This window comes from Saccharothrix longispora (assembly GCF_031455225.1).
GTDB classification, from domain to species: domain Bacteria; phylum Actinomycetota; class Actinomycetes; order Mycobacteriales; family Pseudonocardiaceae; genus Actinosynnema; species Actinosynnema longispora.
Window position 1 is genome coordinate 2,530,330 of sequence record NZ_JAVDSG010000001.1, and the last position, 21,651, is coordinate 2,551,980.

Below are 21,651 nucleotides of genomic sequence, written 5' to 3' on the forward strand. Positions count from 1 at the left end.
GACGAGGGACGTCCGCGTCACCGGCCGGTTTCAGGCCACCGCGCACCGCGGAGCCGTGCAGGTAGGCGCCGATGGCCTTCGAGCCGAGGGCACCGTCGACCAACCGCACGATCTTGGCCGGATCCACCAGGTCGGCATCCGGGAGCACGTCGACCGCGCACATCCCGATTATCGCGACCACGTGCGAGGATCAGGGTTGTGGAGGCGGGGATCGTTGCGCGTGCGGTGGCCGCGGCGACGGCACTGGCTGCAGAGCTGCGCCTGCGGGTCGACGACGCGGTCGTGATCCAGGATTCGAACGTGCTCGCTCTGCATCTGGTGCCGTGCGGCGTCTTCGCCCGAGTGGCGCCGGTGGGGCAGGAGGTGGCCGCGTTCGAGGTCGAACTCGTGGGGCGGCTCGCTGCGACCGCGAGCCCCGTCGCAGCGCTGGAGCCGCGGGTCGAGCCGCGTGTGCACGAGCGCGACGGCTTCGCCGTGACCTTGTGGACCTACTACGACGTCGTGACTTCTGTCCCGGACTTCCCGGGCGCGTACGCGGACGCGCTCCAACGCCTGCACGCCGGCATGCGGAGCGTCGAGATCGCGACCCCGCACTTCCTGGACCGGGTCGCAGAGGCCGAACGGCTGGTCACGCACCGGGATGACACCCCCGCGCTCACCGAGGCCGATCGGCATCTCCTCCTCGGCACGCTGCGGAGTGCCCGTGAACGGATCCGCGGCCGCGGTGCCGCCGAGCAGTTGCTGCACGGCGAACCGCATCCCGGCAACCTCCTCAGCACCCGTGACGGCCTGCTGTTCATCGACTTCGAGACGTGCTGCCGCGGACCCGTCGAGTTCGACGTGGCCCACGTGCCGGAGGAGGTCGGCGCGCGTTATCCGGGCGTCGATCAGGCCCTGCTCGCGGAATGCCGGCGGCTCGTGCTCGCGCTGGTCGCCGCCTGGCGTTGGGACGTCCGTGACGAATTCCCGGACGGGCGTCGGCACGGCCGGAACATCCTGTCCGCGCTTCGCGAGGGTCCGCCGTGGCCCGCACTCGGTGCTCTCGTCACCGAGTAGCGGGACCGCACTCACATGCCGCGAGCAGTTGCACGTCCGCAGTCCCGCCGAACGGGGTCTGCGTGGAGTCGGCGCCGAACAGGACGCGCACCGGCTCGACGGTGACGTGGGTGGCGAGCGCGAAGGGCGACACCGCGATGACCTTCGGCGCAGCTCGCGCGTCTCGGGATCGGAGGACCGCCGGGCGACCGCCGGCGGGCGGGCGCCATGTCGTTCGTCAGCCGTTGTGGGTGGGGGTGGCTTCCTTGGGGTGGTGGCGGCGCAGGTTGGCGGCGAGGACGCGGTCGAGCGTGCGGTCGGACAGCATCCGGGTCAGGCGGGTGATCAGGGCGGCATCCCGGCCGATGGTGTAGCGGGTGCGCGGTCTGCGGGTCGTCACGGCCTTCGCGATGACCCGGGCGGCGGCGTCGGCGGTCAGGCCCGATGCGGTGCCGGAGGCCATCAGCGTGTTGGTCGCCCGGACCAGGCTGCCGTAGCGCTCGTGCTGCTCCGGTGTCATCCGGGCGGCCAGGGTGTTCGCCGTCGCGATCCCGCGGGTGGCCATCTCCGTGCGGACGCCGCCGGGCTCGACCACGACCACCTGCACGCCCAGCGGCGCGACCTCGCGGCGGAGCGAGTCGCTGACCGCCTCCAGGGCGAACTTCGCGCCGGCGTACGCGCCGTACGTGGCCATGGCGACCTTGCCGCCGACCGAGCTGATGTTGATCACGCGCCCCTTGCCGCGCAGCAGCGCGGGCAGGAGCGCCCGGGTGACGGCGACGTGGCCGAACAGGTTGACTTCGAACACCCACCGCCACTGCGTCATCGGCAGGGCTTCGACCGGGGCGTTGACCTGGATGCCGGCGTTGTTGACGAGCGCGTGCAGCGCGCGCGGGTCGCCGGCGACCCGTGCGGCGAGTGCTTCCACCTGCTCGGACTCGGTGATGTCGAGGATGATCGGCTCGACGCCGGTGGATCGGATGGCGTCGGCGTCACGGTCGCGTCGCACGCCTGCCAGGACGTGGAATCCCCGGCGGGCCAGTTCGCGGGCGGTCGACGCGCCCATGCCCGTGGAGGCTCCGGTCACGACGACCAGCTTCCGATTTTCAGATGACGTTGTCACCTTGGTGACGCTACCAGTTCGGATGACAGCGTCAACTGTATGATGGGCGTCATGGCCACCCGTGCGGAATCCGCCGCCGCCACCCGCCGCGCCCTGCTCGACGCGGCGGCCGAGCTCCTCGACCTCGGCGGCCCCGAAGCGGTCACCTTGCGCGAGGTGGGCGCGCGGGCAGGCGTGACGCGGGGAGCGCCGTACCGGCACTTCGCGGGCAAGGACAGCCTGCTGACCGCCGTCGCGACCGAGAGCTGGGAACGGATCGGCGACCGGGTGCACGCCCTGCGGACCGACCCGGCCCTGCCGGCCTCCGAGAAGCTGCGCGGCGCCCTCCGCGCCCTCATCGGCGTCGGCCGGGACCAGCCGCACCTCTACCAGGTGTTGTTCAGGCGGCGCGGAGACCGTCCCGGAGAACGCGGTGAAGCCCTCGAACGCGTCCGGCTCCAGCTGTGCGGACCGGAGGGCGACCCGGCCGCGGCCGATCGCGCGGCCGGACGCTTCCAGGACGAGTTCCTGGCCATCGTCGCCACCCTCGTCGGAGAGCACGACGCACCGCACTACGGCGCCCTGCTGCTCGGCAGCGCCCACGGCATCGCGGGCATGGAACTCAGCGGCCACCTCGGCCCGGACAAGTGGCGCACCACCGCCGACGAACTCGTCGACACCCTCGTCCGCGTGGTCGCGGACGCCGGCGAAACGACATGGCAACGCCCTGCCCCGCACTCGAGTCAGCCGCCCTGCTGACCGATGCCTCGACAACCGTTGCGCTGAACTCCCATCCGGCGGACGTCCGCCCATGCCGCTGAGCGAGTGCCACGACCACGTGCCCGTGCCGACGAGCGGTTCCACACCGGTGCGACGCGTGCATCGTGGGACGCGGGCAGCCGGTCCGTGTCACGTCGAGGGAGTGTGCCCGTTGCGCCAGGGTTCGGTGGCCCGCCAGGTCTCCAGGGTCGTGGACAGGCCGTCGAGCAGCAGTGGGAGTTGCGGGGCCATCGCCAGGCAGGCGACCGCCTGGAGGTCGCGCAGGCGCTCCATGGCGCGCAGCACGCCGGTGTCGACCGCGCGAAGCCCGAGTTCGGCCGCGGCGGTGTCGTAGGCGGCGATCGCCTCCTCGCCGGTGTGCGCGAGGTCCCACTCGACCGGGGCGACGCCGACGTGCTCGTAGTCGGAGTACAGCACGGCGTCGGGGGTCTCGATCAGGTTGTAGAACGGGGCGTCGCCGTGGACCACCTGGACGGGGACGCCGGGGAACGCGTGCGCGAAAGCGGCGGGCGAGGCGGTGACGGGCGAGAGGACGGCCCACTCGGCGCGGGCGCGGGCCAGGTCGGCGGCGGGCAGCAGGTCCTCGCGGCCTTCGAGGTCGTCGAAGGCGAGGTCGACATAACCCTGGATGCCGGGGAAGAAGCCGGTCTCGCCCGGGTACCCGGCCAGGACCGAGTGCAGGCGGGCGACGGCGGGCATGCGCCTGACCGCGTCGTAGTCGTTGGGCAGCACGCCCTCGACCTTCTCCCAGAAGGTCATCGTGAACCCGTCGCGCTCGACGGGTTCCGCCGGGACGAGGCCGCTGGGCACGACGGTCGGCTCGCCGCGCGAGGCCATCCACCTCGACACGGCCAGCTCCGTGCGCTGGAAGCCCGTCGAGGTGGTGCCGCGCGGGGTCACCACCGGCACGCGCGCGACGACCGGCGACGGCGCGAGGTCCACCACCACCGAGAAGACGTCGTAGACGACCTCCGCCCCGGACGCGTCCAGGCCCAGCGCCGTCGCGGCGGCGACAGCGGCATCACGGGCGCGTCGCGAGCGGGCGGCGCGTTCTTCCTCGGTGATCATGAATGCCACTCTAGGACTTCACCCTCTGGGTCTTGAACCAGCATCGGCCGTGTCAGCAGCCACCGAGCAGGCGATGAGCGGTAGTGGTCAGGAGACCGCCGGCGGCCAGCGATGCCCGCGCCACTCGTCCCAGGAGGTGAATCCGGCCGGTGGATCATCGATGGGTTCGCTGCCGTCGAGTTCACCTCGCGTCGGGACCTCGATGATGCGGGCCCAGTCGGCGAGTTCCTCGTCGCGCATGGGCCAGGTGGTGCCCGGTTCGTCGGCTTGGCGCCGGTCGAGTCGCCTGCGCTGCTCGGCGGGGGGCACCTCGAAGTAGTGCATCGCCACGCGTGCGCCGCGGTCCGCCGCCGCCTGCCGCAGCGCGGAGCGCTCGTCCCGGCTCCACAGCCCGTAGTCGATCACCACGTTGTCGCCGAGTTCGAGGGCCCGCAGCCCGATACCGATGAGCAGTCCTTCGATCACGTCGGAAGCCGATGACGGGTTCTCGGGCCCGTAGAGGGCCTTCACCCATTCGTCCTTCGTGAGGCGGAGCGCGTTGTGCTCGACCTCCAGGCGTCGCGCGGCGGTGGTCTTCCCGGTGGCCGGCAGCCCGACCGTCAGGAAGAGCGTCGGCCGTCCCCGCTCGTGTTCTGGCCGAGCAGGAGCCGTATCGTCACCGATCGCGTGCTCCGAGGTGCGTCCATGCCGCTGGTGGGGCATCGCCGAGGCCGTTTCCGACCTGTCTTTGCCCAGGCGGTAGCGCGTGGGTGGTGCGTGGAGTTGAGGCTGTGACGTTCCGCTTCCCATGCCCGGCCCTTGGTCGGTGATCTCTTCGACGGTCTTGACCAGGGTCGCAGCACCGGAGGTGCTGTCGCAGGGCGGTACCCGGTGCTTGCAGTAGGTGATCTCGCACTCGATGGCATAGCGGGTGCGACTCCGGGAGATCCGGTTCCCTGCCACCGGAAGACGCTGCAGAGCCCGCCGGCGATGATCACCGACACGCTCAACAGAATGCCGATGGCCGGTTCGTTGACGGTTGTGAGCTGTCGTGGGTGAGGTGCAGAAGCCCACGCCCAGGGCGAACAGGGCGACCCGACCGATGAACACGAAGTACCGGTGGCGGGAGCACCTTCGCCCGTATGGGGAGCAACGGCTCTTCTGAATCGAGTACCACCTCGAAAGACGGGCCACCCCCGCCTGTGGGACGACTTCGTGCCGCGACTGCGGCGACAGGACGGATCTGACCATCTCCGCGTTGGGGCGAACGTCATTCGACGAGGTGACCAGCACGTACTGGAACGCACCGCGCAGAGCGGATCTCGCCGGGGGTTGCGCGTCGCGGTCGCGGCTTCATGAGCGCTGCGGGACCGCTGCCGTGTTGGTGTCGTGGTGCGGGCTGGTGACGGCGAGCATGACGTGGTGCGTCCTCGTCCACTACGCGGCCGATGTGCCCGCAGGCGCCGTTGTGTCGGCGTTGTTGCTGCTGGGCAGGATTGCATTGCTGTTCGCACAAGCGAATAGTTCCGTGTCGTTTCGGCTGGTCCGGGCTTAGCTTCGGGCGGTGGCGAACGAACTGACCATCCCGCTCCTGCCCTGTCCGTCCATCGACGAGATCGCGTCGTTCTACGAGATGCTCGGCTTCGAGATCACCTATCGGCAGACGCGGCCGAACCCGCACGTCGCGGTACGACGGGAAGACATCAACCTGCACTTCTTCGGGATGGACGACTACGACCCGGCGCAGTCGTACAGCACGTGCCTGGTCATCGTGGCCGACCCCGGCGAGCTGTTCGAGGCCTTCGCGGCGGGGATGCGGTCCGTGCACGGAAAGCTGCTCGTCTCCGGCATCCCCCGCATGACCAGGCCGCGGCTGCGCAACGACCGGTACACCGGATTCACCGTCGTCGACCCGGGCGGCAACTGGATCCGGATCAACAAGGCCGCCCGGGAACCCGAGGCGCAGACCACGCTCGCCAAAGCCCTGGAGAACGCCGCGAGGCAGGCGGACGCGCGCGGCGACGAACGCCAGGGGCTGAAGATCCTGGAAGGCGCGTTGAAGCGGGCGACCGGCGACGAACCGGAGTTCCAGGCGGTGCGGGAGTACCGCGACGAACTCGTCGAACGGATCAAGGGGGTCTGAGCCGCGCCCGGGCGCGTGAGCGCGGTCCCGACCACCTGGGGGGTCGTAGGTCGTCCGGAACGGGGGAAGTGAGGCGCGCGGGAAGCCGTCGCAGCGGGCCGTGGCCGGCCTCGAATCAAGGGCGGCCACGGCGCCCTCGTCCGACATCGACCACGGCAACCGGCCGGCGCCCTGGGGCAGCAGCGGTGCCGCCCGGGTCGCCGGACCGTCGGGAAGCCGTTGCCTCCCTCGAGTCGACGGCTTTCGGCGCGCGGACGCCAGCGGGTCGTCCGTGCGGGAAGACCCGACCATCTACACCGACGTCCGAAGCGCGCACGGACCACTTCCCGTTCGCCCGGGGAAGACCCGGCGGAACGCAGGCCGTTCACGAGTGCGGTCGGACCACCCCGTTCGCGCGGGGAGGACGTCCTACCCGACGTCGTCACCCACGACGGCACCAGCACCACCTGCTCCCCGAGTTCACCGGGTCTCCCCTCGACGTCACCCTCCCGGCGCACGGCGGCCCTGCCCGCGCGGGCACCGGGTTTCACCTGACCGGTGACGGGTTCACCTCGATGGCGCAGTACGCGCCGATCAGGCGGCGGCCGAACGGGCGACGCGCGGCGGGCGTTACCGGCAATCCCTCACACGGTCGAACGGTTCGCGCGGCGGGCACCTCCGCTGTGCGACAGGCGCGAGCCGCGGTATCGATCATGCTTGCTTGCGCACCCGCGCCGACTGACCAGTATGGACGGACGGCGACCTCCTACCGATCCCGAACCGGAAGCGCTGCACGGCACCCGTTCCAGAGGCCGTCGCCGCCAACTCCACTCCGGAGGTATCCCATGTCCACCGCACCCTCGTCCACGCGCGCCGCAACCGACCTCGACAGCGAAGCCGATCCCAACAGCGGAGCCGGCGCGGCTCTCGGCACCGGTCCCGGCACGACGCCCCTGATCCCCCTGTACCGCAGACCGTTCACCGTGGTCTCCGACAGCGTGCTCGTCAGCGAACCCGTCACCGGCATCGACCTGGTGTTCAACGCTTTCGGGAAGCCCTCCTACTCGCTGAACGCGGTCGCCCCTTACCAGGACCCGGCCGGTGGGCTCAGGGCGTCCGTCGTGCTCGACGGACGGGTGCGCACGCTGCGGCGCGACACCACGAGCGGCTACTGGGTACTGGGACCGCCGGCGGCGGGCGGCGCCTGGATCGGCGCCGTCGTGCTGCAACTGCCGGACGGTCGGTTGTGGACGGTCGCGCAGGGCGCTTCGACCACGGCCTTCTTCCGGCACGATGGCGACGGGTTCGTCAAGGTGCACGAGGAGAAGGTCGGGCTGGTCGACCCGGTCGTGATCTACCCGCCCGCGGCCGGCCCGCGGTCACCGTCGCTGTTCGGGGTGGACCCGCACGGCAACCTCGTCCGGTACGAGCACGCCGGGGGCGACAAGTGGAAGCGCTCCGGGTACGACTTCGGCGGCAAGCTCAAGAACAGGCGATACGTGGTCGTGCCGTTCGACGCCCGGTCGCTGGAGGTCGGTTACTGCGACGGGGGCGACCTCGTGCGCGTCGGAGTGGAGGGCGACAAGAAGCACTCGACGAACAAGAATCGGTTGCCCGCGCCGGACGCGGTCGCCTGGGGCGGCTTCGCGGACTGCGCGTCGAACGCCGGGTACCTGTGCATCACCCCGAAGACCTGGCGGCTGTACCAGTTCGCGGGCGGCCGGTGGGCCGACCTCGGGATCACCGCGTATGCCGTCACCACCACCGTGGACGGCGCGGGGCTGCTGAGGGCCTACGTGAAGAGCGACGACCTGTCGCTGCTCAGGCAGACGGGGTGGAACGCCGACGGCCCGGTGTGGTCCGCCGGCGCGGACGGCACGCCGGTCGCCGTGCCCCTCGACAAGTCGCACGGCGCCCTATTCCCCGACCCGCTGCACCAGGGGGCACCGGTGTTCTTCGCCCTGGAGCCGAACAGGTTCCTGGTGCTCCTGGGCCAGGACCCGGATACGGGGCAGTGGCGCCGCGAGACCGTGCGGCTGGCGGACACCTACTCCGCGCAGACCCGGCGCTGGCGCACCAGGGTCACCGTCCGCGACGCCGCCGGTACACCGGTCGCCGACCACCCGGTGCGGGTGCGCACGACGAGCACGGCCGAGGTGATTGTCGGCTCCCGGACCGCGCGGCTGGGGCCGCGCAGAGACGAAGTCCTGACCGCGCGCACCGACCGGTTCGGCGCGCTGACCGCGTCCACCCGGGCCCACAGCCTCACCCCGCCCGCGATCCTGGTCACCGGCGACGGCATGCCCGAGGGCGCGCAGATCCACCCGGAGCAAGGGATTCGCGACTACCTGTCGGGCCTCGCGCCGCTGGCGGACCGCGGTCTGCTCACGGCGGAGGCGTTGCGCGCCGCCAAGGTCGACGGCACCCCCCTGGTGCCGAGCACGACCTGGTCGGCGTCCCTGACGCCGCAACTGGCCGTGGCGCACCTGCGCGACCTCATGGCGCTGGGCAACCCGAGCATGCCCCGCCCCACGTCGTCGTGGGTGCTGGAGACCGGCGCGGGCGGCGAGGTGTCGCTGCGCCGGGTCGACACCGTGCCGGAGGGCTTCCTCGGTGACCTGGGGCGGCGCTTCGGCGACGTGGTGAGCGGTCTGCTCGCCGGTGTCACCGACGTGGCGCGGCTGACGCTGAACGCGGCCGACGGCACGGTCTCGCTCGGCCTGCGGATCGCCGGGAAGGTCGTGGACCTCGGCCGGTTCGCGGTCGTGACCGCCTCGGACGCCGTGGACCTGTTCCTGAGCGCGATGCGGGCGCTGGGCGCGCTCACCGCCCGGGTGGTCGACTGGCTGGTCCACCGGTTCCCGTTCGCCGACATCTGGGCCACCGCCCACGCCGTCGAGGGCGTGCTCGACCGGACGCCCACCGAGGTCGTCGCCCAACTGCAGCGGGTCAGGGCCGTCGCCCTCCAGCGGATGACCGACTTCGCCCGGACCGACCTCGCCGGCCAGTTCGACCGGCTCATCGGGAAGGTGCGAGGCAGCACGGTGGGGGACGTGAAGGGGTCCGGGCACGACCCCGTGCCGCCGGTCGTCGGCAGCGGCGGGGAGCGGGTGGGAGCCGTCACCGACACCCTCGATCTGAGGACGTCGGTGCCTGCGCACTTCCTGTTCGACCGCGTCCAGGGAGCCGAGGGCGAACTGGGCGCGCGACTGCTCGCCGAGGTGCCGGCCGGCACCGGTGACCTGCGGAAGGCCGTCGACTCCGCGATCGCGGTGGTCACCGGGCAGCTGTCCCGCTTCCACGACGCCGGTCGGGCCTTCGCCGATGCGGTGGCGGGCGAGCTGGACGGTACCGGCGGCAGCCTGGAGCAGGTCACGCTCACCGCGCTGCTGACGGCGCTGCGAGAGCTGGCCCTGACCCTGGTGGAGATCGCGAAGGCGCTGATCGACGCGTTGATCGACGTCCTGGTGAAGCTGGGCGGGATCGCCGCGGGGCTGCTCGCCGCCAAGGTCGACGTCGCGCCGGTCCGGGACGTGGTGACATGGATCGCGGACGAGGCGGGGGTACCGGTCGAACAGCGCGGCCCGGTCACCCTCAAGACCCTGGTCGGGCTGCTGGTCGCGTTCCCCGCCGTGGTCGCGCGGCACGCCCTCGGCGGTACGCCCGACCGGTCGCTGCCCGACCGACCGGGGGCGACGGCGTCACCGGTGACGGGCAAGGCGCTCGACGTCGCGACGACGGTGGTGGCGACCGCCCTGGAATTCGGCAGCGACCTGCTGCCGCCGCCCACGACCCCCGTGGACAAGGCCGTGACGAGCACGATCAGCGCTCTGCTGCTGGGGAACACGGCGTTGTCCCTCGGCTTGGCCTCGCCGTTCACCGCATCCCCGCCCGACGCGCCCGGCGACGCCCCGACCGACGCGCCCGACGACACCGCGGCCGGCCTGGCAATCGCGAAGTGGTCGGTCGAGGGCCTCTCGTGGCTGGTCGACGCGCTCACGATGTACGCGAGCGGCAAGCGGGGCAACGTACTGCTGGTGGCCAAGCTGGAGGACGTGTACGGGGTGTGGCTCGACACCGCCGCCGGCCTCGGCTCCCTCGCCCTCGGAGTGGCCGAGTGCGCGGCCCGGCCGTCGGCGTCCTGCGCGCGGTGGGGCAACAGCGCCGTCGCCCCGGTCCCGGTGGTCCTCGCGTTCCTGCGCTCCCCACTGTTCTGGGAGGAGATGCTCGCGGTCAAGGTCGGCGTCAGCTACGCCGCCGGTGTCGCTACGGTCGTCACCCGGGTCCTGGTGGACGACTGAGTCGTCACCGGTGGGTTCGGGCCTGGTCGGTCGGTGCGGGCGGTTGCCCTCCGGGCCGCCCGTACCGGGCAGCATGACGCGCGGAAGACGTTGCCGCACCTCACCGACGGCCCACGCGACAGATGACGTCCGACTCCACGGAACCCAGGACACATCAGAGTCTCCATCGAACCCGGCGCGGTTCAATTCCCGATCCGGGCCAGGGAACGCGCCGGACGGTCCGTTCCGATGACCGGGGACGTCCCACTTCCGCGTTCGAGAGGCGGTGGCGACGTCACGCGCCCGAGGGCAGGAGCCTCCGGTTCCCGGGTTCGGTGAGCGGTGTGCGCGGTTCGCGGAAGGCCGTGGCGGCCTGGATGAGCGGCAACTTCCGGGTGATCCGAGGCGCTGTCGACGAGCGGGGGAACGCCTGCGCGGAACGTGCAGAGGTGGTCGTCCGCGCGGTTCAGGTGATCGGCGGCCGTGCCTCGACCCGTCGAGTGACGGCGAGCAGGTGAGGTTCGCGCAGGTGGCGGGCGCGGATGTTGGGCGAGTCCGAGCCGTGGTGGTGCAGCATGTAGGTCGACCGGTCGTGGACGGACACGCGGCGGTCGGGCCCAGCCCAAGCCGTGCAATCAAGGAATGATCGAGGCCGTCAAGTCTCCCGTGCGTGGGTGCCAGGTGTCGGCGAGAACGTAGGCGCCGCGGTGGACTTGCCCTGGACAAGCCCTATCCTCGCAGCTCAGAGCACCTTTCTCTATGTTTCGCCCACTCTCATGTCAACCCCTCGTGAAAGCAGCGGGCCACGGCCGGCCTCACGACCGGCGCGTACGGGACATCGCGCCCGCACATCAGCAGGTCGGTGCCGGCGCACCACCGACCACCCTGCGGCGTTGCCAGCCGACGGGCTGAGCGGAATCGATCACAGCGGTCGTGACGCCACGCCTCACGATCATGTCCCCGCGGTCGCGTGATGCGCTCTCGCCGCAGATCGACGCTCCACGTCGAGGCAAGCTCGCAGACGGCCGACAAGCTCTGGTACTGGATCGACACGGCGGGTGGCCAGAGCGGCTCCCCGGTGTACCACCACAACTCCGTCACGCCCGGCCTGTGCGGCGGTTGGTGCGTGACCGGCATCCACACCAACGGCGTGGCCGGCGCCAACCCGACGAACAGCGGCACCCGCTTCCGCCCGGACGTCATGTCGTTCATCGACTACGGGATCTCCCAGCCGTGACCGCCACCGGCGCCGGGTGCGATCGCCTACCCGGCGCCGGTGCAACCCGGGAGGCCCCGTGCCCCGTCCTCGGACCATGAGGTACACCGCGTTCCTGATGGCAGTCCTGCTCCTCACCGCGGCCTGCGGCCGGAAAGTGACGCCTGTCGGCGACAGCACACCGACCGGGGACGACCTGCGCGGCCTGACCTTCACCGCGTCAACCGGCACCGAGCAGGGCCGACCACGTGCACTGGTCGCGGGCACCACCGTGCAGGTGCGCTTCACCGACGACGGCCGCCTGGTCGTCAGCGGCGGCTGCAACACCCTCTCCGGCCCCGTCGACGCGGGTGAGGGCAGGCTGACGGTGACGGACCCGAGCGTCACCGAGATGGCCTGCGACCCCGAGCGCACCGGACAGGACGAGTTCCTGGTGGACCTGTTCACCGGCAACCCCGCGTGGCGCCTGGACGGCGACACCCTCGTGATCGGCTCACCGGACGACAACCTGCGACTGGTCCAGGAGCGGGCCGTGCCCCTGGCCGGCGCGGTGTGGAGGGTCGACACCCTGATCCGGGACACGACCGCCGGCGCGGCTCCGGCCGGCGTCACCGCGACCTTCGTCTTCACCGGTTCCGAGGTGGCGATCACGGGCCTGTGCAACCTCACCGCGGCCGAGTACCGAACCACCGACCAGAAGATCGTCTTCATTCCCGGCCCGGTAACCCGCAAGGCGTGCGAGCCGGATGTCATGGCCCTGGAAGAGGCGGTACTGGCCGTGCTCGACGGCGAGGTCGCTTACGCGCTCGACGCCCGGACGCTGACGCTCAGCAAGGGCAGCAGGGGTCTGCGGCTCATCGCGGAACCGCGATAGGACAGGTCGGAGCACGCGCGAGCGCGGGTCATCGGGCTCACCGCAGACGGCGCGGTCGCTGACGGTCCTGATGCCGTCACGGCGCCGGTACCGGCGCCAAACCCGATCGGTCGTGACTTCACCGCCCCGGCACCGCCCCGGCTGCTGGTCGGGGACATCACGTACCTGCCCGCGCGAGAGGAGGGCCGGCTCCGCCTGGTCGCGGTGATCGACCCGCACAGCGGCGAGGCGGTCGGTCACGGCACCCGGCTGTCGGCGGGCCGGGCCGGTCGTGCTCCGAGGAAGCCGACGATGGGGAGGGCCGGGTCGCGTGGTGCGCGACCCGGCCGGAGGGTCAGTCCCAGTCGAGGGTGCTACCGGAGGCGTACTCGGTCACCCGCGTCTCGAAGAAGTTCTTCTCCTTCTTGAGGTCGATGGCCTCGGACATCCACGGGAAGGGGTTGTCGGAGGGGCCGAAGACGGGGGTGAGGCCGAGTTGGGCGCAGCGTCGGTTGGTGATGAAGCGCATGTACTGCTCGCACTGGCCGGCGTTGAGGCCCAGCAGGCCGTGGGGCATGGTGTCGCGGCTGTAGGCGATCTCCAGTTCGCACGCCTCGGCCAGCATGGTGCGGACCTCGGCCTGGAACGCCTCGGTCCACAGCCCGGGGTTCTCGATCCTGATCTGGTTGATGGCGTCGATGCCGAAGTTGAGGTGGATGGACTCGTCGCGCAGGATGTACTGGTACTGCTCGGCGATGCCGACCATCTTGTTGCGGCGGCCGAAGGACAGGATCTGGGCGAAGCCGGTGTAGAACCACATGCCCTCGAACACCACGTAGAAGGCGATGAGGTCGCGCAGGAACGCCTGGTCGGTCTCGGGTGTGCCGGTGCGGAAGGCGGGGTCTTCGAGGTGTCGGGTGTACTGGAGTGCCCAGGCGGCCTTGTCGGTGATGGAGGGGACTTCGCGGTACATGTTGAACAGCTCGCCCTCGTCGAGGCCGAGGGATTCGCAGATGTACTGGAAGGTGTGGGTGTGCACGGCCTCTTCGAAGGCTTGGCGCAGCAGGTACTGGCGGCACTCGGGGTTGGTGAGGTTGCGGTAGACGGCGAGCACGACGTTGTTGGCGACCAGGGACTCGGAGGTGGCGAAGAACCCGAGGTTGCGCTTGACGGTGTGCCGTTCGTCGTCGGTGAGGCCGGTGGGGGAGCGCCACAGGGCGATGTCGGCCTGCATGGAGACCTCGGTGGGCATCCAGTGGTTGGCGCAGCCGGCGAGGTACTTGTCCCACGCCCAGTGGTACTTCAGCGGCAGGAGCTGGTTGACGTCGGCGCGGGCGTTGATCATCGCCTTGTCGTCGACCCGCACGCGTCCGCCGTCGCGGTCGATGGAGCCCAGCCCGGTGGTGTCGGGGATGTTCCTGGTCACTGGCAGGCCTCGCAGTCGGGGTCGGTGACGGAGCAGACGAGCGCGTCGTCGGAACCGCCGGTGGGGACCGTGGCGATGGGTGTGGGCGGCGGTGCCGCCGGGGCGGCGACGGGCTGCACGGCGTTGAGCTTGCCGTCGGTGCCGCGCAGGGTGGACTTCTCCACGCTGGTGGCGGCGGTGGAGCGCAGGTAGTAGGTGGTCTTGAGGCCCTTGTGCCACGCGAGCCTGTAGACGGCGTCGAGCTTGCGGCCGTTGGGCGCGGCGATGTAGAGGTTGAGCGACTGGGCCTGGTCGATCCACTTCTGCCGCCGCGACCCGGCCTCGATCAACCACTCCGAGGACACCTCGAACGCGGTGGCGTAGAGGGCCTTGAGGTCGTCGGGCACCCGGTTGATCGGAGCGAGCGAGCCGTCGAAGTACTTCAGGTCGGCCACCATCGCCTCGTCCCACAACCCGAGCGCCTTGAGGTCCGCGACCAGGTGCCGGTTGAGGACGGTGAAGTCGCCGGACATGTTCGACTTGACGTACAGGTTGCGGAACAGCGGCTCGATCGACTGACCCACGCCGCAGATGTTGGAGATGGTCGCGGTGGGCGCGATGGCCATGGTGTTGGAGTTGCGCATGCCGCCGCGCACCTTCTCGCGCAACGCGTCCCAGTCCAGGGTGGTGGAGGCGTCCACGTCGAGGTCGCCGCCGCGTGCCTCGGCGAGCAGCGCGATCGAGTCGATCGGCAGCACGCCCCGGCTCCACAGCGAGCCCTCGAACGACTCGTAGCTGCCGCGCTCGCGCGCCAGGTCCGCCGAGGCGGACAGGGCGTGGTAGCTGATCGCTTCCATGCTCCGGTCGGCGAACTCGACCGCGTCCGGCGAGCCCGGGACCAGTCGTTGGACGAACAGGGCGTCGGTGAAGCCCATCAGACCCAGGCCGATCGGCCGGTGCCGGAGGTTGGACCTCCGCGCCTCGGGGATGGTGTAGAAGTTGATGTCGATCACGTTGTCGAGCATCCGCACCGCGGTGCGCACGGTGCGCTCCAGCCGCGCGGCGTCTACGCCGTTGGCGGTGACGTGGTTGGCCAGGTTCACCGACCCGAGATTGCACACCGCGACCTCGTCGGCACTGGTGTTGAGGGTGATCTCGGTGCACAGGTTGGAGGAGTGCACCACGCCGACGTGCTGCTGCGGTGAGCGCAGGTTGCACGGGTCCTTGAACGTGATCCACGGATGACCGGTCTCGAACAGCACGGTCAGCATCCGCCGCCACAGGTCCACCGCGCCGACCCGTTTGAAGACCGTGACCTCGCCGCGGTCGGCGGCCGCCTCGTAGGCGCGGTAGCGCTCGGCGAACGCCGTGCCGTACAGGTCGTGCAGGTCCGGTGTCTCGTCCGGGGAGAACAGGGTCCAGTCGGCGTCGGCCTCGACGCGGCGCAGGAACTCGTCGGGCACCCAGTTGGCGGTGTTCATGTCGTGGGTGCGGCGGCGGTCGTCGCCGGTGTTCTTGCGCAGGTCGAGGAACTCCTCGACGTCCACGTGCCAGGTCTCCAGGTACGCGCAGGCCGCGCCCTTGCGCTTGCCGCCCTGGTTGACCGCCACCGCCGTGTCGTTGGCGATCTTCAGGAACGGCACCACACCCCGCGATTCCCCGTTGGTGCCCTTGATGTGCGCGCCCATCCCGCGCACCGGCGTCCAGTCGTTGCCCAGGCCGCCGGAGAACTTCGCCAGCAGCGCGTTGTTCCGGTACCCCTGGAAGATCGACTGCAGGTCGTCGTCCACGGTGGTGAGGAAGCACGACGAGAGCTGTGGACGGGTGGTGCCGGAGTTGAACAGCGTGGGTGTGGAGGCCATGAAGTCGAACGAGGACAGCAGCTCGTAGAACTCGATCGCGCGTGCCTCGCGGTCGTCCTCGCGCAGCGCCAGACCCATCGCCACCCGCATGAAGAACGCCTGCGGCAGCTCGTAGCGGGTGCCGTGGTCGTGCAGGAAGTACCGGTCGTAGAGCGTCTGCGCGCCGAGGAAGTCGAACTTGCCGTCCCGCTCCGGGCGGATCGCCGCGGCCAAGCGCTCGACGTCGAACTCGGCCAGCTCCGGGTCGAGCCGGTCCAGCTCGATGCCCAGGCGCACGTAGGCCGGGAAGTGGTCCGCGTAGGACATCTGCCCGCCGGTGGCCTCCGCCGGGCGTCCGGCGACGCGGGTCAGCACCTCACGCCGCAGCTGGTCCAGCAGCAGCCGGGCCGCGACGTAGGAGTAGTCCGGCTCGGTCTCCACCAGCGCCCGCGCGGCCATCACCAGCGCCACGGCCAGCTCGTCGACCGTGATGCCGTCGTAGAGGATGCGCCGCACCTCGGCCAGCACGGCGCCGGCGGAGGTGTCGGCCAGGTCCGCGCACGCCTCGCCGACCACGACGCCCACGCGGTCCCAGTCCAGCGGGACCAGCTCGCCGTCCACGTCCTTCACCCGGAACTCCGCGGCGGCGGGCGCGACCTCACGGGCTTTGGCGTGCTCCTCGCGGTAGAGCACGTAGGCGCGGGCGACCTTGTGGTGGCCGCCGCGCATCAGCACCAGTTCGACCTGGTCCTGGATCTGCTCGACGTGCAGCGCGGTGTCCGGCCGCGCGTGCTTGAGCAGCGCGGCCTCCACCTGCGCGGTCAGGTCCTCGACCAAGGGGTGCAGGCGGGAGGACGACGCGGCGGCGTCGCCCTCCACGGCCAGGAACGCCTTGGACATCGCCACCGCGATCTTCGTGGCGTCGAACGCCGAGGCACCGCCGTCACGGCGGATCACCCGCACCGGTGCGGTGGTGCTCGTGGTTGTGGTCGACACAGCCCTCTCCTCGCGAGCCTGAGCGGCCCGGAGCACGAGGGGATGCCACAGATGCGCGCGCACGACGGCACGCTGATCCGCGTCGGCCCGCCCACGAGGCCCCGGACACGCGCGCGCCGGCCGGCGCGCGCATCGACGGCAGGTCTTCGGACTCGTGGACACCCGGCTGACGCCGGACCTACTGGCCGTCGCTTCCCACGCGAAACGCGCAGTGCTTCATGACGGCGGTCGTTTCCACTCACCGCTGCGGGGCAGTCCCGGATTCGCACCGGGTTCCCTCTTGCCTCCGCGACCCCGGAGGGCCTCGGAACCATCGACGGCAGGAACACTACATGTTGTAGATCGACGCGCAACACACCCCACATGGGCACGTGTCCGACGCGTCCACCCACCTCCGAGTCGTAGAACCGGCGAGTCGCGAGGAGCGCACAGCCGAACGCGTTCGCGGCCCGCGGTGATCTGCCCGAGCAGCGTCGGTCCGAGTGCGCACCAGGTCGATCCGAATCCTGCCCGGCGTTCCTCGGCGCGCCACGCCCCGACCGCTGGTCGTTCGCCCGTGTCGCGACGGCCGGCGGAAGCGAGCGCGATTCCCGTGGTGCCACCGTTGACGAGCGGTCTCGGTGAGCTTCCCGGCGCAGCCCGTGGCACCGCGCGATCCGGTAACGGGATGCCCGACAGGACCCGCACGGCGGTGTCCCGCCCGACCGCGATCCCAACGACGGCGGCACCCGGGCGGAGGCGCTTCCACCGGTCAGGTCCGCATCGATCCTCCGGTGCGCGCCTGACGGCGTTCCTCCACGTCCGACGAAGCCTCTCCACGGCCGGAATCACCTACCGACTCCAGCGGGAAGCCCGACCCGACTACGGAGGACGACACGCGGACGTCTCCGTGCCGGATGTCCCGCACCGTCCGGCACGGAACCTTCGGCGACTCGGAATCATCCCGCCAGGCTCACCACGGGGGCCACACCTGGCTCTGCGTGACCTGGCACGGGAAGATCAGCGCGGGCGTGTAGTCGGTGTAGAACTGGACGTCCAGGCAGATGCCGCCACCGCCGCCGACGTTGCGGACCTTGTTGCCCGTGGTCACGGTCCACTGCTGACTGGCCGTGTTGTAGCACGGGTACAGCACCACCGGGGTGTAGTCGGCGTAGGAACTCACGTCCAGGCACATGGTGCGCCCCGACCCGAGGTTGCTGATGCTCCCGTTCTCCTCGCGCACCCAGGTCTGGCTGACGCCGCCGTAGCAGCCGTACAGCGTCGCGGAAGTGCCGGTGGCGTACGAGGCGACGTCGAGGCAGCGCTCGTCGGACCCGGCGTTCTCGAACACCACCTGGCCCGGGACCACCTCCGCGCTCCCGGCCCCGGCGCCGCCCATGAGCGCGGAAGCGACGAGCACCCCCACCCACGCGATCCGCATTAATCGTCCGGCCACGGCTGCCTCTATTCCCTGTGATGCGAAATCAATTCTCGGAACGTTCCTTGCCAGCCTCCTGTGTCAGGGTGTGCGCGTCAATCGGCAAAAGGGTGGGCCATTTCCGCCCTGGCCATGTGGGCGGTGACCGTCGTGGAGACGCGGCGAAGCTCCTGGATGACTTCTCGACCAAGAGCAGGATCTGATTCCAAGTGATCCTGTAGTGGATACCCAAACGAAAAGGGCTTCACCGGCCAACGGCTACCGGGCGCTCGGCCAGAAGCTCTGGCCCGATTCTCCGGGTCGGCGACTGCTACGACTCAGAGTCCGCTCGGCAGCCGGGAGGAGGGTGGCAGCCTGCTCAGGCGCTGTCGCCGGCGGGAAGGACATCGGTTGGACGCGCCACGTGGTCTTCCTGGGTTCGGATCGCGGGTCGGTGAGGTGGGCCTCGTACCGGCACGCGAAGTGGTCGCCGGCGGGCTCGTCCCACCTGTCCGGTGTGATGCCGCTGTCCCGCAACCGTTCCGGCAGTGCGCGGTCGGCGCGACGTGCGCGGTCGACGTGGGCGAGGCCGGCGTACCGGCCCGCCGGCAGGACGTCCGCGCGGACGCGGTCGTCGCCCTCGATCGCCTCGTGGGTGACGACACCGGTCTCGACGTCCCCCAGGCCGTCCATGTCGATCACGTGCAGCTGGGGCCGATGTCGGGCACGCCCCGCCCGTCGAGCAGGGCGTGGGCCTCGTCCATCAGCTTGTCGCGGACGGCGTGCACGCCCCGGAACGGTGTGAGGACCCGGATGCCCGCGTGGTGGCTCGCGGTTTCGGCACGATCCTCGGGCCGTCGACGATCTCCACGCGTGCACGCCGGCACCGCGGCGGTATCCGGTCGGCAGCCGCTGATCGCGCGGTGCCGACAGCCTCGGGGAGTGCTTCCACTCGCCGGGCTTCGACCGGCGTCGGCAGGTGGCGGACCGGCTGCGCGACGAGTGACATCGCGTCGGCCGCCGGGCGGTTGCGGAGAACGGCATCACCGGACTGCCCGAAGCTCGCTCCGCCTCCTTCGCCCTGCCTCCAGGCGGACGCCCACGAGCCGTCCGCCTGTCGCTCCGTCGACGACGGTGGCCTGCTCCGTCGTGAAGCCGCGGATTCGACCAGCTGTCACGACTGGCTCACGTGACGGACTCGATGTGTTGACCGAACCGGGACCGCTGCGCTGCTGGTGGGTGTTGGCGACGACGGCGCCGCGAACGCGATCACACCGAAGGGCTTCGCGGTGACCTGGCGAAGTTGCGAAACAATCGAACTACCGGCGGACAATGTGCTCCGGGGCCGGGGCCGGCCCCATGGCCGCGGGCGACTGGATGTCTGACGGCTCCTGCGCAGATTCCGCTGCTCCACCAAGCGCTCGCGCGCGACGGTCCACCGGGCGACGTCTAAACTCGCCTGAGTGCCCGCGCCCGCTTTCGGCGGGCGCGGTTGTTGATCACGATGGAGGTGGTGATCCCGACCACGGCCACCACCAGCAGCACCGGGGGCAGCGGCACCGGTGAGCCGAGGTCGTCGACGAACCACTGGCCGAGGTCGGAAGAGCGGACTTCGTCGCCCGCGCCCATGGAGACACCGAACAGACCCGTGAACGGCAGGATCCACGACCTGGCGGCGGCCTCCGCGCGTGATGCCTCGATCCTGCCGAGCGACTCGGGGAGAAACGCGCCCGCCAACCCCGCGAAGGGGAGCACGACGAAGAAGTACCCCACCGCGCCGAGCAACGTCGCGGCCACGCCGAGCAACGTGAACAAGACGATCGTGGTGGTGATGCCGAAGTCGTCGGAGCCGGAGGAGGCCCCGGAGGGGGTGAAGGCCAGCATTGCGGAGCAGTTGACGATGACCGGTCCGAAGAAGGCCGCCGGGCGGAGCCACTGCCCGTACGGCCTGCTCCGCGCAAAGCGGTCCCCGCTGGCCGTGCCGTCCAACTGCCCGATCACCAGCCTCACCCGCAGTGGGTGGCAGGCGCGCAGCAGCAACAACAGGGAGGTCTGCACCAATGCGTTGACGAGGTACGAACCCATCAGGACGGCCACGCCCAAGCCGCCGCTGGAAACGTGATCGCCGACGAAAAAGGCGAAGTAGCCCCACAGGCCCGTGGCGGACGCCGCAGCCGCCACTACGATCTCCGGGCCTCCGGCGTCGTCGAACTCGTTCAGCGCCCGCGCCACGTGCCCCTCCAACGGCTACCGCCCGGTCGGGCGAGAAGAGTGGCATCGTAGTGACGACGGTGTCGAGCAGCGCGCAGAACGCCGACCCGGTCACCTCATCGGCCCAACGACGCTGCCGACAGGAGGGAAGATCGGCGTCGTGGGGAACGAGCACGACGGTGCTTGACCGTACGCGCCCCACGAGGTCCGTCGCCACCGGCACATTACGAGCGAGGGTGTCCCGTTCGTCCAGCGGCACGGTGGCGCGCCGACCGAGTCCTCCCCGCGCTACCGGTTCGGCCCGTACTCCCTCGTCAACCGGACCAGGCCGTTCCGCCTGCTCATCCGGGACGGCCGGTGACCGAAGCGGGTCGTCGGCCCCGGCCCTGACCGAGCAACCCACGCCCTTCTCGACGGACTCCGCGAGATCCTCGCCCTGCTCCCGCTGCCTCGGCGACCACGCAGCAATTCCCGCGTGGTCAGTGCCAGGTGTCCCACTGCAAGTCCAGACGCACGCTGGACCGGGACTGGCCGCAAGCCGCCCGCGACCCCGCCGAGGAATCCGGATCGCACCGCACTACCGCACTGCCTCCGTCAACGAGCAGCGCGAACCACTCCAAGTCGCCGGTGTCGCCACAGGTCGCCGAGGCGCCGGACGGCCTTCCACGTAGGTGGGGTTGGTGTCGTTCGGCGAACCGGGGATTTGGTGTGGTGCCACGTCGTCCAAGATCGCAGTGGCGTCCGGCAAGCGGTGGTCCGCACGGATTCCGCCGAGAAGGCGTTCACCAGTGGCCTGGGGTGGGTGGAGTCGACCTTGCCGAGCCGAGCCCGGCGCGAGCAGGCCGGACCGCGGCTTGCCGGGGGAGCGCTACGTGACCAGCGACGTTGCAGGCCGGGGTGCGTATCTGCGGTAACGCAAGCGGCACTACGTCCGGTGCCCTCCGTGCGACGCGGCGACTCGCCGATCAGAGGCCAGGCGGAGAAGGTGTTCGAGGCGTGACGTCCGAACCGCAGCGAACCCAGCGAGTCGACGTCTTGGCTCCTGACACGCCCCGGCCCGTCTCGTCAACAGCCGGTTTCGCGACCGGCGCGTCGATCTGCCCGGAAGGGAGGAGAGGAATGCCCGAACGTACAGCCACCCGTTCCCCCACTGCCCCGATTCCCGGTGACGTGGTCTACTCGGTGACTCCGGGGGGCGACACGGACCGTGTCCTGTGGTGGGGGAAGGTGCAGACGTCGCCGTAGTCCGTCTCGAATGACCTGCGGGAGCCGCCGCTGTTGCCGATGACGTCATCGCCGATGTGGGTACTTGTCGCCCTGCGCCGCCGGTTCGAAGCGCAGTCCCCGCGACAACACTGCTGCCGAGT

General features: G+C 70.6%; 16 protein-coding genes and 1 riboswitch. Of the genes, 6 read left to right on the forward strand and 10 right to left on the reverse strand.

What is annotated here, in order from left to right; translation table 11 throughout:
- The first annotated feature begins 198 nt into the window (after nucleotides 1-198).
- Nucleotides 199-1,056, forward strand: coding sequence for a phosphotransferase family protein (locus J2S66_RS10155; protein WP_310306572.1), 858 nt, complete (start codon nucleotides 199-201; stop codon nucleotides 1,054-1,056).
- On the opposite strand, the gene J2S66_RS10160 is transcribed toward J2S66_RS10155, so the two are convergent.
- Together J2S66_RS10160 and J2S66_RS10165 are read right to left on the reverse strand one after the other, a co-directional pair.
- Entirely contained in the window at nucleotides 1,046-1,189 is a 144-nt protein-coding gene (locus J2S66_RS10160) for a hypothetical protein (protein ID WP_310306574.1), read from the reverse strand. The genes J2S66_RS10155 and J2S66_RS10160 overlap by 11 nt on opposite strands.
- Before the next feature lie 84 nt (nucleotides 1,190-1,273).
- Nucleotides 1,274-2,122, reverse strand: a complete 849-nt coding sequence (locus J2S66_RS10165) for an SDR family NAD(P)-dependent oxidoreductase (RefSeq protein WP_310306576.1) — start codon at nucleotides 2,120-2,122, stop codon at nucleotides 1,274-1,276.
- 87 nt (nucleotides 2,123-2,209) lie between these two features.
- Here J2S66_RS10165 and J2S66_RS10170 point away from each other — a divergent pair, with 87 nt between their 5' ends.
- The gene (locus J2S66_RS10170; protein ID WP_310306579.1) at nucleotides 2,210-2,896 is read left to right on the forward strand and encodes a TetR/AcrR family transcriptional regulator; all 687 of its coding nucleotides are present in this window, start codon (nucleotides 2,210-2,212) and stop codon (nucleotides 2,894-2,896) included.
- Between the two features lie 150 nt (nucleotides 2,897-3,046).
- On the opposite strand, the gene J2S66_RS10175 is transcribed toward J2S66_RS10170, so the two are convergent.
- Both J2S66_RS10175 and J2S66_RS10180 read right to left on the reverse strand, forming a co-directional pair.
- Nucleotides 3,047-3,985 (reverse strand): aminoglycoside phosphotransferase family protein, encoded by a 939-nt coding sequence (locus J2S66_RS10175; protein ID WP_310306581.1) that lies wholly within the window; start codon nucleotides 3,983-3,985, stop codon nucleotides 3,047-3,049.
- Nucleotides 3,986-4,072: 87 nt separating this feature from the next.
- Nucleotides 4,073-4,927, reverse strand: a complete 855-nt coding sequence (locus J2S66_RS10180; protein WP_310306583.1) for a P-loop nucleotide/nucleoside kinase family protein — start codon at nucleotides 4,925-4,927, stop codon at nucleotides 4,073-4,075.
- 601 nt (nucleotides 4,928-5,528) lie between these two features.
- On the opposite strand from J2S66_RS10180, the gene J2S66_RS10185 reads away from it, so the two are divergent.
- Nucleotides 5,529-6,107, forward strand: a complete 579-nt coding sequence (locus tag J2S66_RS10185; RefSeq protein ID WP_310306585.1) for a DUF8817 family protein — start codon at nucleotides 5,529-5,531, stop codon at nucleotides 6,105-6,107.
- 824 nt (nucleotides 6,108-6,931) lie between these two features.
- A complete protein-coding gene (locus J2S66_RS10190; RefSeq protein WP_310306587.1) occupies nucleotides 6,932-10,387 on the forward strand; it encodes a hypothetical protein in 3,456 nt (1,151 codons plus the stop codon).
- 445 nt (nucleotides 10,388-10,832) lie between these two features.
- On the opposite strand, the gene J2S66_RS10195 is transcribed toward J2S66_RS10190, so the two are convergent.
- The gene (locus J2S66_RS10195) at nucleotides 10,833-10,970 is read right to left on the reverse strand and encodes a hypothetical protein (protein ID WP_310306589.1); all 138 of its coding nucleotides are present in this window, start codon (nucleotides 10,968-10,970) and stop codon (nucleotides 10,833-10,835) included.
- 369 nt (nucleotides 10,971-11,339) lie between these two features.
- On the opposite strand from J2S66_RS10195, the gene J2S66_RS10200 reads away from it, so the two are divergent.
- Nucleotides 11,340-11,603, forward strand: coding sequence for a trypsin-like serine peptidase (locus tag J2S66_RS10200; RefSeq protein ID WP_310306590.1), 264 nt, complete (start codon nucleotides 11,340-11,342; stop codon nucleotides 11,601-11,603).
- 76 nt (nucleotides 11,604-11,679) lie between these two features.
- Entirely contained in the window at nucleotides 11,680-12,456 is a 777-nt protein-coding gene (locus tag J2S66_RS10205; RefSeq protein WP_310306592.1) for an META domain-containing protein, read from the forward strand.
- 334 nt (nucleotides 12,457-12,790) lie between these two features.
- On the opposite strand, the gene J2S66_RS10210 is transcribed toward J2S66_RS10205, so the two are convergent.
- The 5 genes from J2S66_RS10210 to J2S66_RS10230 form a co-directional block, all read right to left on the reverse strand.
- Nucleotides 12,791-13,861 (reverse strand): ribonucleotide-diphosphate reductase subunit beta, encoded by a 1,071-nt coding sequence (locus J2S66_RS10210; protein ID WP_310306594.1) that lies wholly within the window; start codon nucleotides 13,859-13,861, stop codon nucleotides 12,791-12,793.
- On the reverse strand, nucleotides 13,858-16,677 hold the full coding sequence (locus tag J2S66_RS10215) for a ribonucleoside-diphosphate reductase subunit alpha (protein ID WP_310306596.1): 2,820 nt from the start codon (nucleotides 16,675-16,677) through the stop codon (nucleotides 13,858-13,860). Before J2S66_RS10215 ends, J2S66_RS10210 begins: the two co-directional genes overlap by 4 nt.
- Before the next feature lie 120 nt (nucleotides 16,678-16,797).
- Nucleotides 16,798-17,007, reverse strand: a riboswitch (cobalamin riboswitch).
- Nucleotides 17,008-17,629: 622 nt separating this feature from the next.
- Complete coding sequence (locus J2S66_RS10220; RefSeq protein WP_310306598.1) at nucleotides 17,630-18,112, reverse strand: ricin-type beta-trefoil lectin domain protein; 483 nt, start codon at nucleotides 18,110-18,112, stop codon at nucleotides 17,630-17,632.
- A 240-nt stretch (nucleotides 18,113-18,352) separates the two neighbouring features.
- Nucleotides 18,353-18,766 carry a GyrI-like domain-containing protein gene (locus J2S66_RS10225; protein WP_310306600.1) on the reverse strand — a complete coding sequence of 138 codons (414 nt, stop codon included), beginning with the start codon at nucleotides 18,764-18,766 and terminating at the stop codon, nucleotides 18,353-18,355.
- Nucleotides 18,767-19,522: 756 nt separating this feature from the next.
- A complete protein-coding gene (locus J2S66_RS10230; RefSeq protein ID WP_310306602.1) occupies nucleotides 19,523-20,305 on the reverse strand; it encodes a hypothetical protein in 783 nt (260 codons plus the stop codon).
- Nucleotides 20,306-21,651: the final 1,346 nt, after the last annotated feature.